The organism is Pseudomonas fluorescens, from assembly GCF_012974785.1.
In the GTDB taxonomy this organism is placed as follows: Bacteria; Pseudomonadota; Gammaproteobacteria; order Pseudomonadales; family Pseudomonadaceae; genus Aquipseudomonas; species Aquipseudomonas fluorescens_BT.
In genome coordinates this window covers 4888097-4905494 of the sequence record NZ_CP027561.1, presented here as the reverse complement: position 1 = coordinate 4905494, position 17398 = coordinate 4888097, and the positions used below count along the sequence as shown (strand labels likewise).

The window sequence follows — 17398 nt, the reverse complement described above, 5'->3', positions numbered from 1 at the left end:
GTTGCCCGCTCGCACCGATCTCTCCCCAACTGCGCCCATTGGTGGCAATGGACGCGGTTTTGGCAATGGAGGGCGGGGTGACTAGCGCATCTGCATCAGGAACCATGGCGACGTAACCAGTGAATGCCGAGATTGCACGCTAACAAAGCATTTTTCTTTCGACACCTGTCAGATCTGACAGGTGCTGGTGCCGGCACTTTATGGCAGGCGAAAAAAAGGCCGGGCGATCATTGCTGACCGCCCGGCCTTTTTGCTGGCAGATGAAGCGCTTACTGCACTTCAACCGCCAGGCTTTCGCTGATCTTCTGTTGCCAGATCGCAGGACCGGTGATGTGCACCGACTCACCTTTGCTGTCCACCGCAACGGTGACCGGCATGTCCTTGACCTCGAACTCGTAGATCGCTTCCATGCCCAGCTCCGCGAACGCCAGGACCTTGGACTTCTTGATCGCCTGCGCCACCAGGTAAGCGGCACCGCCAACGGCCATCAGGTACACAGCCTTGTTGTCCTTGATCGCGTCGATGGCGGTCGGGCCGCGCTCGGACTTGCCGATCATGCCCAAGAGGCCAGTCTGCTCGAGGATCTGACGGGTGAACTTGTCCATCCGCGTGGCGGTGGTCGGGCCGGCCGGGCCAACCACTTCGTCACCGACCGGATCAACCGGGCCGACGTAGTAGATGAAGCGACCCTTGAGGTCTACCGGCAGGGTTTCACCTTTGTTCAGCATCTCGACCATGCGCTTGTGCGCGGCGTCGCGACCGGTGAGCATCTTGCCGTTGAGCAGGACGGTTTCGCCCGGCTTCCAGCTCTGCACGTCTTCCGGGGTCAGGGTGTCGAGGTTGACGCGACGGGCCGACGGGCCGGCTTCCCAGACGATTTCCGGGTAAGCGTCCAGCGGTGGCGCTTCCAGCGAAGCAGGGCCGGAACCGTCGAGCACGAAGTGCGCGTGACGGGTAGCGGCGCAGTTCGGGATCATGCACACCGGCAAGGAAGCGGCGTGGGTCGGGTAATCCATGATCTTTACGTCGAGCACGGTGGTCAGGCCACCGAGGCCCTGGGCGCCGATACCCAGCTGGTTGACCTTCTCGAACAGCTCCAGACGCATTTCTTCGATGCGGTTCTGTGGGCCACGGGCCTTGAGCTCGTGAATGTCGATGGATTCCATCAACACTTCCTTGGCCATCACGGCGGCTTTCTCGGCAGTACCGCCGATGCCGATGCCCAGCATGCCCGGTGGGCACCAGCCGGCGCCCATGGTCGGAACGGTCTTGAGTACCCAGTCGACGATCGAGTCGGACGGGTTGAGCATGGCCATTTTTGACTTGTTCTCGGAACCACCGCCCTTGGCCGCCACGTCCACTTCCACGGTGTTGCCCGGGACGATGGAGTAGTGGATGACCGCCGGGGTGTTGTCCTTGGTGTTTTTACGCGCACCGGCCGGGTCGGCGAGGATCGAGGCACGCAGGACGTTTTCCGGCAGGTTGTAGGCGCGGCGCACGCCTTCGTTGATCATGTCGTCCAGGCTCATGGTCGCGCCATCCCAACGCACGTCCATGCCCACACGCACGAACACGGTCACGATGCCGGTGTCCTGGCAGATCGGCCGGTGGCCGGTGGCGCACATGCGCGAGTTGATCAGGATCTGCGCCATCGAGTCACGGGCCGCTGGCGATTCTTCGCGCAGGTAGGCTTCGTGCATCGCCTGGATGAAGTCCACGGGGTGGTAATAGGAAATGAATTGCAGGGCGTCGGCAACGCTCTGAATCAGGTCGTCTTGCTTGATCACGGTCATGAGTCGCGCTCCTCTAAAAGACGGGAACATTCAATAAGGTGCCTGCGGCTTGGGTGCATCGGTCGGTCGCAGACACCTTTCAAGGCACGCCGGGGCTGCTGGCGCGACGCTAAAAAGGCGCGGCAGTATACCGCGCCTCGGTGGCGGGCACATCTGCCCGGAGTCATTCGTTGGTCGCATGGCTGCAGGTTTTTGACGCCAAATACCCGGCCCGAAAATCAATGGTCATTTATCGACTGGGCCACTAAAGTGGCAGCCGGTCTGTAGAGTAGGACACTCGGTCAGCCTCTTATCGCACGGTGAGTCAACGATTGACCCATAACGCCATTCAACGTCTTTTGCTTAAACGCTTTGCCCTCGCTGCAGCCACCTATGGATTGGCCTTGCTGCTGCTGTGGCTGGCGTATTTCACCGGACACTACGAAGACTCGCTGGCAGGCGTCGCTGTCGGCAGCGCCCTGGTGGTCATCAGCCAGGCGACCCTGTTCGCGGTGTTTTTCTCAGGCGCCAACCTGCGGTTTTCCGACCCGAGCCTGACCGAAGCGCAAGTGCTGCTCGGCCTCGGCTGGCAGACGTGGCTGATCGCGCATCTGCAAGAGGCCCGGGGCGAGTTCCTGGTCTTCTATGTGCTGATCCTGCTGTTCGGCCTGTTCCATCTGTCGCGGCGGGCCTTCGTGCGCTGCGCGATGCTGGTGTTCTTCAGTTTCTGCGCGATCACGCTGTGGGACGGTTATCACATGCGTCTGCACGATCCGGCGCTGTCCGCGTTGCAGGCCTGCATCCTGTTGATTGTGCTGGCGTGGCTGGTGATTTACGCGCGCTTCGTCCAGACCTCGCGACAACGCATGCGCCAGCGCCGGTTTGCCTTGCAGGCGCATCAGGACACGTTGCGCGGGATGATGCGCCAGCTCGAAGACCTGGTGGCTACCGACGAATTGACCGGGCTGTTCAACCGTCGGCATTTCCTGCGCCTGGCCACCCGCGAGTTGAATGCGATGGAGGCCGACGTGGTGCACGGTCTGGCGCTGATCGACCTCGACCACTTCAAACGCATCAACGATATTCACGGCCATGCCGCCGGCGATCAGGTCTTGCAGGCCTTCGCCGGTGTGGCCGGAGCCTGCCTGCGCGACGGCGACGTGCTGGCGCGTTATGGTGGCGAGGAATTCGTGGTGCTGCTGCCCGATTGCAACGCCGAGCGGCTGACCGCCTGTTGCGAACGCCTGCGCATCGCCTTCACCGACGTTGAACTGGTGGGCCTGAATGTGAAAAACCTGAGCTTGTCCGCCGGCATGACCCTGCTGGAACTGGGCGATGATCTGGACGACGCCTTGCAGCGCGCCGATCAGGCGCTGTACCGGGCCAAGCGCGACGGGCGCAACCGTTGCGCGGCGGCGTGGGAGAACGTCGATGCCTGAACTGCGGGTCGGTGAACGACAGTGGTCGGTGGCGGCGGGCAGCAACCTGCTCGATGCCCTCAATCAGAACGGTGTGGCGGTGCCTTACAGCTGCCGCGCCGGCAGTTGCCATGCGTGTCTGGTGCAATGCGTCCGGGGTTTGCCTGCCGACAGTCGCCCCGATGCCCTGAGCGCCGAACAGCGTGAGCAGGGCTGGCGGCTGGCCTGCCAGTGTCAGGTGATCGAAGACTTGCAGGTGCACACCTTCGACCCTGTCACCGATGGGCGCCCGGCCACGGTCGAAGCGCTGGACTGGCTCGGCGACAGCGTGTTGCGATTGCGCCTGACACCCCAGCGGCCGTTGCGCTACAGCGCTGGTCAGCATCTGGTGCTGTGGGCCGGCCACATTGCGCGGCCGTATTCGCTGGCGAGCCTGCCGGAAGAGGACCGCTTTCTCGAATTCCACCTCGATTGCCGCCAGCCCGGCGAATTCAGCGATGCTGCCCGGCGCTTGCAGATCGGCGACCCGATCCGCCTCGGCGAACTGCGCGGCGGCGCGCTGCATTACGACCCGGACTGGCACGACCGGCCGCTGTGGCTGCTCGCCGCCGGCACCGGGCTCGGCCCGTTGTTCGGCGTGTTGCGCGAAGCCTTGCGTCACGATCATCGGGGCGCCATTCGCGTTATTCATCTGGCCCATGATGCGGACGGGCATTACCTGGCCAAACCCCTTGAGGCACTGGCCGCGCAGCGGGAAAACCTCAGCGTCGAACGGTGGACGGCGGCCGAGTTGCCGGGCGCTTTGGCGCAACTGCGCCTTGTTTCCCGGCAAACCCTGGCCTTAGTCTGCGGCTCGACGGCCAGCGTCGACGCCTTTGCCAAGCGCCTGTTCCTGGCCGGACTGCCGCGCAATCAACTGCTGGCCGATGTCTTCCTGAGCCGTGGTTGAGCGCTGAATTCTCAGACGCGAGACCTGCCATGCCCGACGCCATCCTGCTGCACCGTGAACGCGGTTTGCTGACCCTGCGCTTCAACCGCCCGGACAAGAAAAACGCCCTGACCCGCGCCATGTACAGCCAGTTGGCCGACGCCCTGAAACAGGCCGACCGCGACCCGGAAATCAACGCCGTGCTGATCACCGGCAGCGCCGAGTGCTTCACCGCCGGCAACGACATCGCCGACTTCATCCAGCAACCGCCGAGCGACCTCGACAGCCCGGTGTTTCATTTCATGCTTGAACTGCTCGAATGCCGCAAACCGGTGATCGCCGCCGTGGCCGGGGCGGCGGTGGGGATTGGTACGACGCTGCTGTTGCATTGCGATCTGGTGTACGTGGCGCGGGATGCACGGTTGCGCATGCCGTTCGTCAACCTCGGGTTGTGCCCGGAATTCGGCTCCAGCCTGATCCTGCCGCGATTGCTCGGGCAGGCCAAAGCATCGGAATTGTTGCTGCTCGGTGAGGGCTTTACCGGTGAGCAAGCGGCGCAATGGGGGATCGCGACCGAGGCATTGGGCAGCGGCGAAGCCGCGTTGGCCAAGGCGCGGGAGATGGCGCTGCGGTTTGACGAGCTGCCGGCCGAGGCGGTGCGGATCAGCAAGCAGTTGATGCGCGCACCGGATCGCGAGTTGATTCGCAAGGTGATCGAGGAGGAGGGCGCACTGTTCACCCAGCGACTGCGCTCGCCGGAGGCGTTGGCGGCGTTGACCGGGTTCATCAAGCGGCATTAACGAAAAAGCCCCGCCATTCACATGGCGGGGCTTTTCGTTTTCAGCAACCGGTCACTCAGACCTGCGGGTCGCCCACGTGCAGGATCTTCATGCCGTTGGTGCCGCCGGTGGTGTGGTAGCTGTCGCCCTTGGTCAGGATGACCCAGTCGCCTTTCTCCACCACGCCGCGCTTGACCAGCTCGTCGATGGCTTTCTGGCTGACTTCGTTCGGGGCCAGCGAGGCCGGGTCGAACGGAACGGTGTACACGCCACGGAACAACGCAGCGCGGGCCTGGGCTTCGCGGTGCGGGGTGAAGCAGTAGATCGGCACCGACGAACGGATACGCGACATGATCAGCGGGGTGTAGCCGCTTTCGGTCAGCGCGATGATCGCCTTGACGCCCGGGAAGTGGTTGGCGGTGTACATGGTCGCCAGCGCGATGCTCTCGTCGCAGCGCTCGAATTCCTTGCCGATGCGGTGGCTGGAGGTCTTGCTGGTCGGGTGCTTTTCAGCGCCGACACAGATGCGCGCCATCGCCTGCACGGCTTCCAGCGGATAAGCGCCGGCAGCGGATTCGGCCGACAGCATCACGGCGTCGGTGTAGTCGAGCACGGCGTTGGCCACGTCGGACACTTCGGCACGGGTCGGCATCGGGTTCTGGATCATCGACTCCATCATCTGGGTCGCCACGATCACCGCCTTGTTGTGGCGGCGTGCGTGCAGAATGATTTTCTTCTGGATGCCCACCAGTTCGGCGTCGCCGATTTCCACACCCAGGTCACCACGGGCAACCATTACCGCGTCGGACGCCTTGATCAGACCGTCGAGGGTTTCGTCGTCGGCCACGGCTTCGGCGCGTTCGATCTTCGCCACCAGCCAGGCGGTGCCGCCGGCTTCGTCGCGCAGTTGACGGGCGTAGTTCATGTCGGCAGCGTCACGCGGGAAGGACACGGCAAGGTAGTCGACTTCCATTTCAGCGGCGAGCTTGATGTCGGCCTTGTCTTTTTCAGTCAGGGCCGGCGCGGTCAGGCCGCCGCCGCGACGGTTGATGCCTTTGTGGTCGGACAGCGGGCCGCCGATGGTCACGACGCAGTTCAGTTCGGTCGCGGTGGCGGTTTCAACGCGCATCACCACGCGGCCGTCGTCGAGCAGCAGCTCGTCGCCCACGCCGCAGTCCTTGACCAGGTCCGGGTAGTCGATGCCGACCACCTGCTGGTTGCCTTCGGTCAGCGGATGGCTGGTGGAGAAGGTGAACTTGTCACCGATCTTCAGCTCGATGCGCTTGTTGGCGAATTTGGCGATACGGATTTTCGGGCCTTGCAGGTCACCCAGCAGGGCGACGAAGCGGCCGTGCTTGGCAGCCAGGTCACGCACCAGCTTCGCGCGAGCCTTGTGCTCGTCGGGGGTGCCGTGGGAGAAGTTCAGACGGGCGACGTCCAGGCCAGCCAGAATCAGCTGTTCGAGAACTTCCGGCGAGTTACTGGCCGGGCCAAGGGTAGCGACGATTTTGGTACGACGGACGGACATGCAAAGACTCCTCAGGTTCAAGCGCTCGCAGAGGCTACTACGCTCTTTGGGTGTAGTCATTGTTCGTTTGCACTACTTATTGTTTTCTTTATTGAACGCGACAATCGGAGCAAAGGGCTCTGAAGATTTCTCGCCAGAGGTCGATAATGATCACAAGACAGGAGAATACCCCATGCGATTCGTGCCCATTGCCGCCCTTGCCCTCAGCGTCCTCGCCGTCACGGGCTGCACCCGTTGGTCGATGAACCATCATTTGAACAACGCCTACAGCGCCTACGACCGTGGCAACTGCGAGCAGGTGATGCTCGAACTGTCCAAGGTCGAACGCGCCAGCCGTGCCCGCCCTTACGTGTGGCCGGAGGTATCGATGATGCGCGGCCAGTGCCTGGAGCGGCAGAAAATGTTCGTCGATGCGGCGCAGACCTATCAGTTCATCATCGCCTCGTACCCCAATAGCGAATACGCCTACCGCGCCCGCGCGCGTCTGGAAACCCTGCAGAGCCTGGGTCACTACCCGACTCGAAGCGCTGCCGCGGTGGTACGTCCAACCCGGTTCTGATGGCGGTTGTCCTACAAAATATGGCCGGCTGTACAAGGTGAGCTATAGTCCAATGACACCGGTTTAGAGCCTGGACTCCACATCGGCGCAACACCTGCGACTGGCATGAGCATTACGTGGCGAGCGCCACACCGGAAGCGGGGAGAGCGGACCTGTCGGGCAGGTTCGTTCCGAAGCACAGTGCGGTCCGTTTACCGGGCCCTGCATGGTGATAAGTTCATGTTTACTGACCGTCGAATCGAACGGCACCAGTTGCCGTATTTTCTGCGAGTGTTCAACAGCGTCACCGACAAACCCATAGGCTTTCTGGGCAACGTCTCCGAAGACGGGCTGATGCTCATCAGCCAGTTGCCGATGATGATCGGTGCCGAATTCAAATTGCGTCTGAAGATTCCTGTAGGCGCTGACTGTCAGCAGGTGATTGATCTCAGCGCCTGCTGCCTGTGGTGCCATGAAGACGCGACGCCCCGGCATTACGACGCCGGTTTCAGCCTGTACCGGACACCACCGGAGTATGGGCAACTGGTCGAGGCGTTGAAGCAATACTTCAGTTTTCAGCCGTTGCCCGCCTCGGCCTGATTCACGTCCGCCAAAAGCATCGCGGGCAAGCCCGCTCCCACAAGGACACCACTGATCCGTGTGGGAGCGGGCTTGCCCGCGAAGGCGTCATTTCAGACAACCCATAACCTAAGGCTAGGCAATAGCAATCGCCCGCTCGTTATCCAGCGTCCTCTCTGCCAGCAACAATCCCATCTCGCTCAACTGATAGATCGCCATCGCCAGATGCCGCGGCTTGTCGTCCAGGCTGTCGGCCAGGTCCAGCAGCAGGATGCTCACCGAAGAAAAGGTTTCGTAGGTCTGGATGGCGATCGCCTCGGGGTTGATGTCCGGGTCGACCTTGAACATCTGCATGCCGCGATCCACGGAGTTGCGCGGTTTTTCGGCCTTGGGGTTCAGGTAGAAGTCGAGGGCCTTGTGGGCTGCGTCGTGAAGTTTTTTCGAATCGATTGAAGCGTAGGGGGAGACCGGATCGGGTTGATCGGTCGGGTCCTTTGGATCGGTGTCTGATGGGGGATTTGGTGTAGCTTTGAACATACCTAACTTCCTAATAAGTTGGGCTGTTACCGCTTCGCGACTAAACGAGGGGGTGGCAGCTGTAAGCAGGTTAGTCGACCGGGGAAGTAGGCTTTTTCCGGCGTGCCCGGGGGCACCCTGCTCACAGCCACCATCGAGTGCAGGGATAGGGAATACCCGACTGGACGATGCGTTTGCAAACCTATCTTACCTCGGGCGACTAAACCCGGCCGCTGATTGGCAGCGACGGGTATCAAGTTACGGGGCAACGCCAAGGTGCACAAGCCAGCGGATTCGCGCTTACACGTAGGCAAAAGCGTCACGTGTTGTAGCCTCAATTCCACCGTTTTTTTGTTCTCCACAAAAAGTGAGAGAACAACAGTTCTGCATCTCTTTTGAGGGTTTTTACACGCGGGGCAGGGCTAGCGTATTCGTAGGCAAAGGGGGGCTTTTTTGAGAGCCGAGCTGTAAGAACCCCCCCGGTTAATGATTGGTTTTAGAGAACGTGAACCGTAGAAGAAATACATCGAAAGATCTTGGACATCGGTGAGAGTCCGAAAGCTTTAGCTGGGACGGTTTCCTTTCAGCTTTGCCAAACCTTGCTTGATGAAGCCAGCGTTTTCTCCAATAGTAAAAAGTGCTTCCCGGACGTTGTTTCCGGTATCCACCATTCCCTGTGCTTCGACCAGGAGTACAAATTCCATCAGAGCGGCTTCCAAGCCGAGTTGATTCTGATACATCCTTTCCAACACGTCTGATAGAGAATATTGATCGGCCATTCTTAGTCTCCTTTTTGCAAAAAACTAAGCATAGCAGTGGCATTTGCGAGTGTTAGTTGGCTAGCGATTTCTACTCAAATGGTGAGCTGCATCAGCTGTGATGCTCCGCGGGTGAACTGAGCCAGCTTATTGTTTAGAACTTTTTGATTTTCGTAATTTTAATCTGGCCCTCCTGTGTGAATTTCACAGTGTGTTAGCAGAGTGCTCCAGATTTTTTCCAGTTCAGATACCGCGAAATTACGTCTGTGCTCAATTCACTTGGGGGGACATCTATCACTTGTACTCCTTGGGCACTCAATTTTTCATGGAGCACTGATCGGGCGTTCAGGTAATCCACTGTTGCGCAGTATTCAAGCGCTTGCTCAATCGTTTGCACCTGAGCATACCGTCTATCTTCAAGCTTGCTTTCACGCAGGCTGGCCACGAGTACTCGATGCCGGTGGCTTAGTTGTCTGACGGCGTTCAGCAATTCCTCATCATCCTTATCCCGCACATTCGTCACCAGCACCACCAGCGCCCGACGCTTTTGTCTGGCCAGTAACTGATTCACCGCAGCCGGATAGTCCGCCGAACGCCGCGTGCTATCCAGATCGTAAACACCATTGAGCAACACCTTGAGCTGCCCCGCACCTTTGACCGGTGCAATAAACCGCGGCTGATCACTGGCGAAGGTGGACAAGCCCACCGCATCCCCCTGCCGCAACGCCACATGACTCAACAGTAAACACGCATTCAACGCATGATCGAAATGCGACAGCTCCCCATCCTGACTTCGCATCTGCCGCCCGCAATCGAGCATGAAAACAATCTGTTGATCCCGCTCGTCTTCGTACTCCCGGGCAATCGGTGTGCGATGGCGGGCGGTGGCTTTCCAGTCGATCTGGCGCAGGCTGTCGCCTTCGCGAAATTCCCTTAGCTGATGAAATTCCATCCCCTGGCCACGGCGCTGGCGCTGGCGTACGCCGAGCTGGCTGAGCCAGTTGTCGACCGCCAGCAGCTGGCCGTCGTAGAGGCGGGCGAAGTCGGGGTAGACGCGGGTGTGATCAGTGATGTTCAGCAGGCGTTTGCCGGACCACAGGCCGAAGGGGCTCGGCAGGTTGAGTTCGCAGGTGTCGAAGCTGAAGTGGCCGCGCTTGAGTGGGCGCAGGCGATAGCCGATCAGGCTGCGCTGGCCAGGTTGCAACTCGGTCGAGAGCGGCAGGTTTTCGTAGCTGAGGCCGTCGGGTACATGGTCGAAGAGTTGAAGGGGCAGTGGCTGGGCGAAATCGTGTTCGACCTCCAGCCGGATTTCGCTCCAGCGACCGAGGGCCAGGCTGCCGGGCATATGCCGATGTACGCGGGGCGAGGGCAGGCGCTTGAGGCGCAGCGCGTCCAGCAGGCTCAGCGCAAACAGCGCCAGCAACAATCCCCAGTTGATCGACAACAAGCTCGATGGCACCTCGACGTCCAGCGCCTGCAACGCGCCCAGCACAATGCCGATGACCAGCAGGATCGCCAGCCAGATCAACAGCAGGCGCGAGGGTTTCACAGGCGCGGCGCCGGTACTTGGTCGAGCAGTTGCTGAAGGACTTGATCGATTTGCAGCCCTTCGATGTCCAGCTCCGGTGCAAGGCGTACCCGGTGACGCAGCACCGCCAGTGCGCAGCCCTTGATGTCGTCCGGGATCACGAATTCGCCGCCGCGCAACAGCGCGCGAGCGCGAGCGCAGCGCACCAGTGCGATGGAGGCGCGTGGCCCGGCGCCCAGACTCAGCCCCGGCCAGGTACGGGTGCTGCGGGCCAGGCGCACGGCGTAATCGAGCACCTGATCGTCCAGTGGCAGATCGCTGGCGATGCGCTGCAGGGCTTGCACGTCCTTGGCTTGCAACACGGTGCGCAGCGGTTGCACGTCGAGCATGTCGGCGCGGGTCGAGCGGCTGACCTGGCGCACCATATCCAGCTCCTGGTCGGCTTCGGGGTAATCCATGCGTACTTTGAGCATGAAACGGTCGAGCTCGGCTTCGGGCAGCGGGTAAGTGCCTTCCTGTTCGATCGGGTTCTGCGTGGCGAGCACCATGAACGGCTGGGCAATCGGCAGGGGGCGGCCTTCGAGAGTGACCTGACGTTCCTGCATCGCTTCGAGCAGAGCGGCCTGGGTCTTGGCCGGGGCGCGGTTGATTTCGTCGGCCAGCAGCAGGTTGGTGAACAGCGGGCCTTTGCGCAGTTTGAACTGCTCGGTCTGCAGGTCGTAGACCGCGTGGCCGGTGACGTCGCTGGGCATCAGGTCCGGGGTGAACTGGATGCGCGCGAACTCGCCCCCGAAGCATTTTGCCAGGGCGCGTACCAACAAGGTTTTGCCGAGGCCGGGAACGCCTTCGAGCAGCACGTGACCGCCGGCGATCAGCGCGGTCAGCACGTCGTCGATCACCGGGTTCTGGCCGATCAGCACCTTTTGCAGTTCACCGCGTACCGCTTGTGCCAACTGGCTGGCACGGTGACGTTGCTGGGCGGCGTGGCTGGGCGAGCCGGGTTCGATGTGTTCGGTCATAGCGAGTTCCTCAAGGCTTGCAGGTGGGCGACCTGACGGCAGAATTCGGCGCTGGACAGGCGCCGCTTCGGTGCCGGGCTCAGGGCCTGGCTGATGGCACGGGTCGGTTGGCGGGTCAGGCGCGACAGGGCCAGCCATTGTTCGGCGACGTTCAATTGGTCGAAACCGGGATGACGGTGACGGGCGCGGCGCAGGACGTCCTGCTGCAGGGCTTGCAGCAAGGTCTGCTGGCCGTTGTGGCGCAGGATGAAATCGGCGCTGGCGCGCAGGTGTTCCATCAACTGACGACGACCGCTCGGGGCAGGGGTCTGCACCGGCCCGTGACGCACGCCGACATGCCACAACCACAGTCCGATCAAGGCGAGCAGGGCGACGATGGCTTGTGGGAAGTAGCGCCAGAGCAGAGTCAGCAGACCGTCGTGTTCAGTGTTGTACAGCAGGGTTACGGAGGTGTCGGCGCTCAGGTACCAAAGCAGCCAGGCATTGTCGTGCTGAGCGATGGCCGGGGTTTTCCACAGTTCGGCGTCGGTTACCACGGTGACCGAGCCGACGCCGTAGGGCAGTTGCATCATGTGGGTGGCTCTGGCGCTGTTGGCCCAGGCCTGGGCGAGGTTTTTCGGGTCGTCGAGGTGGAACGCGGTGTCGAACCCGGCGTAGGCCGGCGCGTCTTCGTCTTCCAGATAGAGCTTGGTCAGGTTGGGGTAGGGATCTTCGTCGGCATCCGGCGGCGGGTCTTTGAGATCCTTGCTCAGGGACTGATGCAGTTGCACACGGTCGAGCAGCAGGTCGTTGCTCTGGCCGGTCTTTTCATCCCACAGCGACTCGGCAACGAATACCAGCCGCCCGCCGGCCCGGGCCCAGTTCAAGACTTGATCGACCTGACGCGGCGTCATTTTCGAACGATCGTTGAACAACAGCAGGGTGTGTTGGCGCGGATCGATCTCTGGCAGCACGGACAGGCTTTCGGCATGGCCGACGGTTATCCCGTGACCGCGCAGAAACATCTCCGCCGCCAGATAAGGATTGGCTTGCGCGGCGGGCGAGGGGCCGTGATCGACCACGGTCTGGTAAGGCGTGGCCTTGAGGTACAGATAAACGCCCAGCGCACTCAGCAGAGCGACGATCAGCGCGCCGGCCAGCCAGATCGTGCGCCGGTTCAACGGGCGGCTCCATGGCCGAACAGTGACCGCCAGCCATCGCACAGTTCCTGTTGCAGATGCGCCGCCGGCACGCGGTGTCCGTAGGCCATGTTCTGCCAGTGGCCGGTGAGATGACGGCTGTAGGCGAGCAGGTCCGGACGCTGCAAGTGTTCGATCCGTGCCAGTACTTCGCTTTCGGTGTCAGCGGGTTTCAGTGTCAGGTTGAAATCGTGCAGCAGGTGACTGAGCAGCGCCCGATACAGCAGACCGAGCGCCGCGCGGGGCTGGGTCTGCCAGAGCTGTTCGGCACTGGCGGCGATGTCGTCGGGCAGTGTTTCCCGGCTCAGGTCGAGACCGAAGGCTTGCTGTGGCAAGGGGCGTTTTATCCGCTTGGACAATGGCGGGCGACGACTGACGAACGTCTGCAGAAACTCGCGATAGCGCCAGATCAACCCGCCGAGTGCTCCGATCACCACGGCCCACAGCAACACTTCAATCGCCTTGGCCAACCCGTTGAGGTGTTGACCGTTGAGCCAGCCGAGCAGGGTTTTCAGCCATTGCGGCGCCTTGCCGTCCTTGGCTTTTTCGGCGGTGGCGGGATCTTCGCCAAAGCGATAGCGGGTGACGGTTTCCTTGTTCTTGAACGGCGGTTGTTCGAGCAAGGCGTTGATGCTGTCGCGAGACGCCTGGCTGGTCAGTGGCTGATTCAAAAGCCGGGGCGCATCCGGAGCGGTGGCGGGGTCGGCGGCCCATGCCGAGGGGACTCCCGGCAGCAACAGGCAAACCACCAGCAGCACACCGAGCGCGCTGCTGTTCAGGCGCTGGCGCAGGCGGCGGAACACCAGTTCGATGTCCCACGCTTCGAGGATGGTGCGCCGGTTGAGGTAGAGGCTGAAACCGCAGGCGACGTAGATCGGTTCCCAGATCACCAGTACCAGAGCGTAGAGGGCATTGGTCAAGTGCTCGAGCCAGCGCCATTGGTGATCGGCGGCGAAGATCAGGCTTTGCCAGTCCCAGTCGGTTTCGACCTGTTGTGGCAGGAGTAAATAGAACAGCACCATCAGGCCAATCCACAGCGCCGTTTCCAGATGGACGCCGATGATCGTCAGCCACTGGGCCGCGCCGGCGTTGCGTTGCAGCAGCACCCGCACACGCTGCTGTCGTGCGAGGCCGCCCAGGCCCTCGAGTTGCACCACCGGCATCAGGAAGCTGCGACTCAAGCTCAGGCGTCGCCAGGTCAGGCTGGCCAGCAGTTGCGGTTTGAGCAAGTGCGGCCATTGGCGTAACGCCTGTTGCAAAGTGGGTGTTTCGCCGAACAGGGCTTTGGAGAGGATGTACAGCGGCAAGCGCTCATAGGCCGGTTTCAGCCACCAGAAGATGAGCACCGCGAGCGACGGAGAATCCCAGAACAACAGGCTCAGGACCGCAAACAATGGCAGGGTGACGATGGCCCAGCTGGTCATCAGCAAGCGCCGATGCTGCTGGCTCATGCGCACGCCCAGGTCCATGGCTTCCCAGGTGCTGCGTGGGCGGATCACCACCGTCGCGTCACTCAGGCGCATGGCGGCTCCTTCCGGCGAACAGCAGATAAATCGCCACGCAGAGCCAGAGTCCCGCGCCGACCAGGTATTTGGTCTGCGACGTGACCCCGGTGCGTGATGACCAGTACGCCTCGATGAACGCGGCGATCAGCAGGAACAGCATCACCCCGCAGATCAGCAAGACACTCTGGCGCGCCGCGTGTCTCAAGGCCTCACCGCGAGTCAGGCGTCCCGGTGCAATCAGTGTCCAACCCAGTTTCAACCCCGCTGCGCCGGCCAGGACAATCGCGCTGAGTTCAAATGCGCCGTGACCGATCACGAAAGGCCAGAAGGTCTGACCGAAGCCGATTTCACTCAGGTGCCCGGCCACTGCACCGATGGTCAGGCCGTTGTAGAACAGGAAAAACGCACTGCCCAGACCCAGCAGCAAACCGCTGGCGAAGGTCTGAAAGGCGATGCCGATGTTGTGCATGATGTAGTAGCCGAACATCACCCAGTTTTCACTGGCGGCGCGCTCGGCCGAGCGCCCGAGGTGGCCGGCGACCGGATCGTACATGCTCTGCATCTCGCGGACCTGCTCGGCGGGGATCATGTTGTAGATCAATTCGGGATTCAGATACACCAGTACCCCGAAACTGGCCAGGCTGCCGAAGAACAGCAGCCCGGCCACGAGCACGAAAGGCCATTGCGCCCGTACCAGCCGCGGGAATCCGGCGAGGATGAAACTCAGCAGGCTGGCACCGAGCTGTCGGCGATGACGGTAAAGCTGTTGATGACCGCGCAGCACGAGTTGTTGCAAGGAGTCGACGAGAAAGCTGCTGTAGCCACGCTCCTGCGCCAGAGCCAGATGTTGGCAGAGTCGGCGATAGGCCTTGGGAAATTCGGCCACCTGCGAAGTGTCCTTGCCTCGTTCCAGTCGTTCGAGAGCGAGTGTAAAGCGCTCCCATTCGGCCTTGTGGCGGCTTTCGAAAAGGCTTTGTTTCATGTCGGCCCCATCAGGCCACGGGCGATGCTGTTGAGTTCGCCTACGGCTTTGGGGGCGCTGATGCGCAGCGGCTGGGCCAGCAATGCGGCGAGCTCGTTGACCCGCGCGGTCGACAGTTCCCCCTGGCGTTCGGCGAAGGCGAGCAGGGCGCGTTGTTCAGTCAGGGTCAGCGGGATCGGCGAGCGGCGTGGTTCGGCATCGGGTAACTGCGGGTGCCTGAGCGGGCGTTCGCTGTAGATCACCAGCGTGCCGGCAGCGATGTCGCCGAGGCGTTTGAAGGTCGGGTGTTGCAGGCAACTGATCGCGCCGAGGAAGTAGCCGAATGGCATCAGGTCGACAAAACGCAGCAGGTTGCGCAACAGGGAGGCCGACCAGCCGACCGGCGTGCCGTCGTCGTGCACCACCCGCAGGCCCATCCATTGTTTACCCGGTGAGCGGCCCTGACGCAGTACTTCGAACAGCACCATGTACCACCAGCTCACCACAAACAGCAGCAATGAGCCGAGGCCGATGCCGAGTTTGCCGAGCAGCGCCAGCAACATCAGCAGCAGGCCCAGGATCAGCCCGCGCAACCCCAGATCAATGGTAAACGCCACGGCACGCACCATCAGACCGGCGGGACGCAGCGGCAGGTCGATGCCTTCCGGCGTTTCAACCTGGTGCCGCGTTTCCAGTGGCGGGGCCAGCGGTGCTTTCCTTGGCGGTGCTGTGGTCTCGAGCATGGGCTACCTGATGTTGCCGGATCGGGATGCGAGTGAATCCGATGCTAGCAGTCTCTCGGGGGGAAACGACATCACTATGTCATACACATCTTTCAACCAAAGGTGACTGAATGATGCGGTGCTGGCCGCGACGGCGGTCGAACGCCTAGACTTTGCCGATCTTCAGTTCAGGAACCGCCCGTGACTTCCATCTTCTGGTACGACTACGAAACCACCGGCATCAATCCCCGATGCGACCGTCCGTTGCAGGTGGCCGGGATCCGCACCGACCACGAACTCAACGAAATCGACGAACCGGTCAATCTTTACTGCCAGCCCAGCGAAGACATCCTGCCGCACCCGGCGGCGTGCGCGATCACCGGCATCACTCCGAGCCGCCTCGCCGAGCAAGGTTTGAGCGAAGCCGACTTCATGACCCGGGTCCATGCCCAGCTCGCCGCCCCCGGCACCTGCGGCGCGGGGTACAACACCCTGCGCTTCGATGACGAGATGACCCGCTACAGCCTGTACCGCAACTTTTTCGATCCTTACGCCCGTGAATGGCAGGGCGGCAACAGTCGCTGGGACCTGATCGATGTGGTGCGCGCCGCTTATGCGTTGCGTCCCGACGGGCTGGTCTGGCCAACCGATGACGAAGGCCGGGTGACGCTCAAGCTCGAACGCCTGACCGCTGCCAATGGCATTGATCACGGCAACGCCCACGAGGCGCTGTCGGACGTGCGCGCCACCATCGCCCTGGCCCGGTTGATCCGCGAGAAACAGCCCCGGTTGTATGACTGGCTGTTCCAGCTGCGCAGCAAGCAGAAGGTCATGGACCAGATTCGCCTGTTGCAGCCGATGGTGCACATTTCCGGACGCTTTTCGGCGGCCCGCAGTTTTGTCGGTGTGGTGCTGCCGCTGGCCTGGCATCCGCGCAACAAGAATGCGTTGATCGTCTGTGATCTGCATCTGGACCCGCAGGGCCTGCTGGATCTGGATGCACAGGCCTTGCGCCAGCGCCTGTATACCCGTCGCGACGATCTGGCCGAGGGTGAGCTGCCGGTGCCGCTCAAGCTGATTCACATCAACAAGTGCCCGGTGGTGGCGCCGTTGTCGGTGCTGAGACCTGAAGATCAGCAGCGTCTGGGGCTGGACATGGCGCTTTATCAGGCGCGCGCATTGCGACTAAGTGACGCACAACAAGTTTGGAAAGATAAAGTCTCGGCGATTTATGCCAGCGAAGATTTCACCCCGAGTGAAGATCCGGAACAACAGTTGTACGACGGATTTATCGGTGATCGAGACCGGCGACTATGTGAGCAAGTGAGGACGGCAGATCCTGCACAATTGGCGCGAGAGCAATGGCCGTTCGATGACGAACGCTTGCCCGAATTGTTGTTTCGATATCGAGCGCGTAACTTTCCGGATACGTTGAGTTTCGAAGAGCAAGAACGCTGGCAAATCTTTTGTCGGCAACGCTTGTCCGAGCCGGAGTGGGGTGCCCCTAATACCTTGCAATCTTTTGCCGAGGCCATGGAGCAATGGCTGCTTAGTGCTGCGCCGATGCAGGCCCAGGTGTTGATTGAATGGCAGAACTATGTCCAGGCATTACGCAAACGTTTGAATCTTTGAAATCGAACATGTCCGTCGCCTGAATGACGGGCATAAA

16 protein-coding genes are annotated in these 17398 nt (G+C 61.5%); 6 read left to right on the top strand and 10 right to left on the bottom strand.

Annotation, left to right across the window (positions count from 1 at the left end; translation table 11 throughout):
* Positions 1-269: 269 nt before the first annotated feature.
* Positions 270-1793 (bottom strand): fumarate hydratase, encoded by a 1524-nt coding sequence (locus C6Y56_RS22275; RefSeq protein WP_007960181.1) that lies wholly within the window; start codon positions 1791-1793, stop codon positions 270-272.
* A gap of 311 nt (positions 1794-2104) precedes the next feature.
* On the opposite strand from C6Y56_RS22275, the gene C6Y56_RS22270 reads away from it, so the two are divergent.
* Genes C6Y56_RS22270 through C6Y56_RS22260 form a run of 3 tightly spaced genes read left to right on the top strand, consistent with a single transcriptional unit; the run spans position 2105 to position 4918 of the window.
* Positions 2105-3211: a GGDEF domain-containing protein gene (locus C6Y56_RS22270; RefSeq protein ID WP_169431659.1), complete on the top strand. Its 1107-nt coding sequence runs from the start codon at positions 2105-2107 to the stop codon at positions 3209-3211.
* Positions 3204-4139 carry an iron-sulfur-binding ferredoxin reductase gene (locus C6Y56_RS22265; RefSeq protein ID WP_169431658.1) on the top strand — a complete coding sequence of 312 codons (936 nt, stop codon included), beginning with the start codon at positions 3204-3206 and terminating at the stop codon, positions 4137-4139. Before C6Y56_RS22270 ends, C6Y56_RS22265 begins: the two co-directional genes overlap by 8 nt.
* A gap of 29 nt (positions 4140-4168) precedes the next feature.
* The gene (locus tag C6Y56_RS22260) at positions 4169-4918 is read left to right on the top strand and encodes an enoyl-CoA hydratase-related protein (RefSeq protein WP_169431657.1); all 750 of its coding nucleotides are present in this window, start codon (positions 4169-4171) and stop codon (positions 4916-4918) included.
* Between the two features lie 55 nt (positions 4919-4973).
* Here C6Y56_RS22260 and pyk read toward each other — a convergent pair whose 3' ends face one another.
* Positions 4974-6425: a pyruvate kinase gene (pyk, locus tag C6Y56_RS22255; protein ID WP_169431656.1), complete on the bottom strand. Its 1452-nt coding sequence runs from the start codon at positions 6423-6425 to the stop codon at positions 4974-4976.
* A gap of 172 nt (positions 6426-6597) precedes the next feature.
* Between pyk and C6Y56_RS22250 the strand changes: the two genes are divergently transcribed.
* Both C6Y56_RS22250 and C6Y56_RS22245 read left to right on the top strand, forming a co-directional pair.
* Positions 6598-6984 (top strand): tetratricopeptide repeat protein, encoded by a 387-nt coding sequence (locus tag C6Y56_RS22250; RefSeq protein WP_007951249.1) that lies wholly within the window; start codon positions 6598-6600, stop codon positions 6982-6984.
* A gap of 219 nt (positions 6985-7203) precedes the next feature.
* Complete coding sequence (locus tag C6Y56_RS22245; RefSeq protein WP_169431655.1) at positions 7204-7563, top strand: PilZ domain-containing protein; 360 nt, start codon at positions 7204-7206, stop codon at positions 7561-7563.
* A 114-nt stretch (positions 7564-7677) separates the two neighbouring features.
* Here C6Y56_RS22245 and C6Y56_RS22240 read toward each other — a convergent pair whose 3' ends face one another.
* The 8 genes from C6Y56_RS22240 to C6Y56_RS22205 form a co-directional block, all read right to left on the bottom strand.
* Positions 7678-8079: a DUF6124 family protein gene (locus tag C6Y56_RS22240; RefSeq protein ID WP_169431654.1), complete on the bottom strand. Its 402-nt coding sequence runs from the start codon at positions 8077-8079 to the stop codon at positions 7678-7680.
* 542 nt (positions 8080-8621) lie between these two features.
* Positions 8622-8837, bottom strand: coding sequence for a hypothetical protein (locus C6Y56_RS22235; RefSeq protein WP_169431653.1), 216 nt, complete (start codon positions 8835-8837; stop codon positions 8622-8624).
* A gap of 193 nt (positions 8838-9030) precedes the next feature.
* Positions 9031-10365 carry a DUF58 domain-containing protein gene (locus tag C6Y56_RS22230; protein ID WP_169431652.1) on the bottom strand — a complete coding sequence of 445 codons (1335 nt, stop codon included), beginning with the start codon at positions 10363-10365 and terminating at the stop codon, positions 9031-9033.
* Positions 10362-11363 carry an AAA family ATPase gene (locus C6Y56_RS22225; protein WP_169431651.1) on the bottom strand — a complete coding sequence of 334 codons (1002 nt, stop codon included), beginning with the start codon at positions 11361-11363 and terminating at the stop codon, positions 10362-10364. Before C6Y56_RS22225 ends, C6Y56_RS22230 begins: the two co-directional genes overlap by 4 nt.
* Positions 11360-12523 carry a DUF4350 domain-containing protein gene (locus tag C6Y56_RS22220; protein WP_169431650.1) on the bottom strand — a complete coding sequence of 388 codons (1164 nt, stop codon included), beginning with the start codon at positions 12521-12523 and terminating at the stop codon, positions 11360-11362. Before C6Y56_RS22220 ends, C6Y56_RS22225 begins: the two co-directional genes overlap by 4 nt.
* Entirely contained in the window at positions 12520-14064 is a 1545-nt protein-coding gene (locus C6Y56_RS22215) for a DUF4129 domain-containing protein (RefSeq protein WP_169431649.1), read from the bottom strand. The genes C6Y56_RS22220 and C6Y56_RS22215 overlap by 4 nt, the downstream gene beginning before the upstream one ends.
* Complete coding sequence (locus tag C6Y56_RS22210) at positions 14051-15028, bottom strand: stage II sporulation protein M (protein WP_169431648.1); 978 nt, start codon at positions 15026-15028, stop codon at positions 14051-14053. Before C6Y56_RS22210 ends, C6Y56_RS22215 begins: the two co-directional genes overlap by 14 nt.
* A complete protein-coding gene (locus C6Y56_RS22205; protein WP_169431647.1) occupies positions 15025-15750 on the bottom strand; it encodes an RDD family protein in 726 nt (241 codons plus the stop codon). Before C6Y56_RS22205 ends, C6Y56_RS22210 begins: the two co-directional genes overlap by 4 nt.
* Positions 15751-15930: 180 nt before the next feature.
* Between C6Y56_RS22205 and sbcB the strand changes: the two genes are divergently transcribed.
* The gene (gene sbcB / locus C6Y56_RS22200) at positions 15931-17361 is read left to right on the top strand and encodes an exodeoxyribonuclease I (RefSeq protein ID WP_169431646.1); all 1431 of its coding nucleotides are present in this window, start codon (positions 15931-15933) and stop codon (positions 17359-17361) included.
* Positions 17362-17398: the final 37 nt, after the last annotated feature.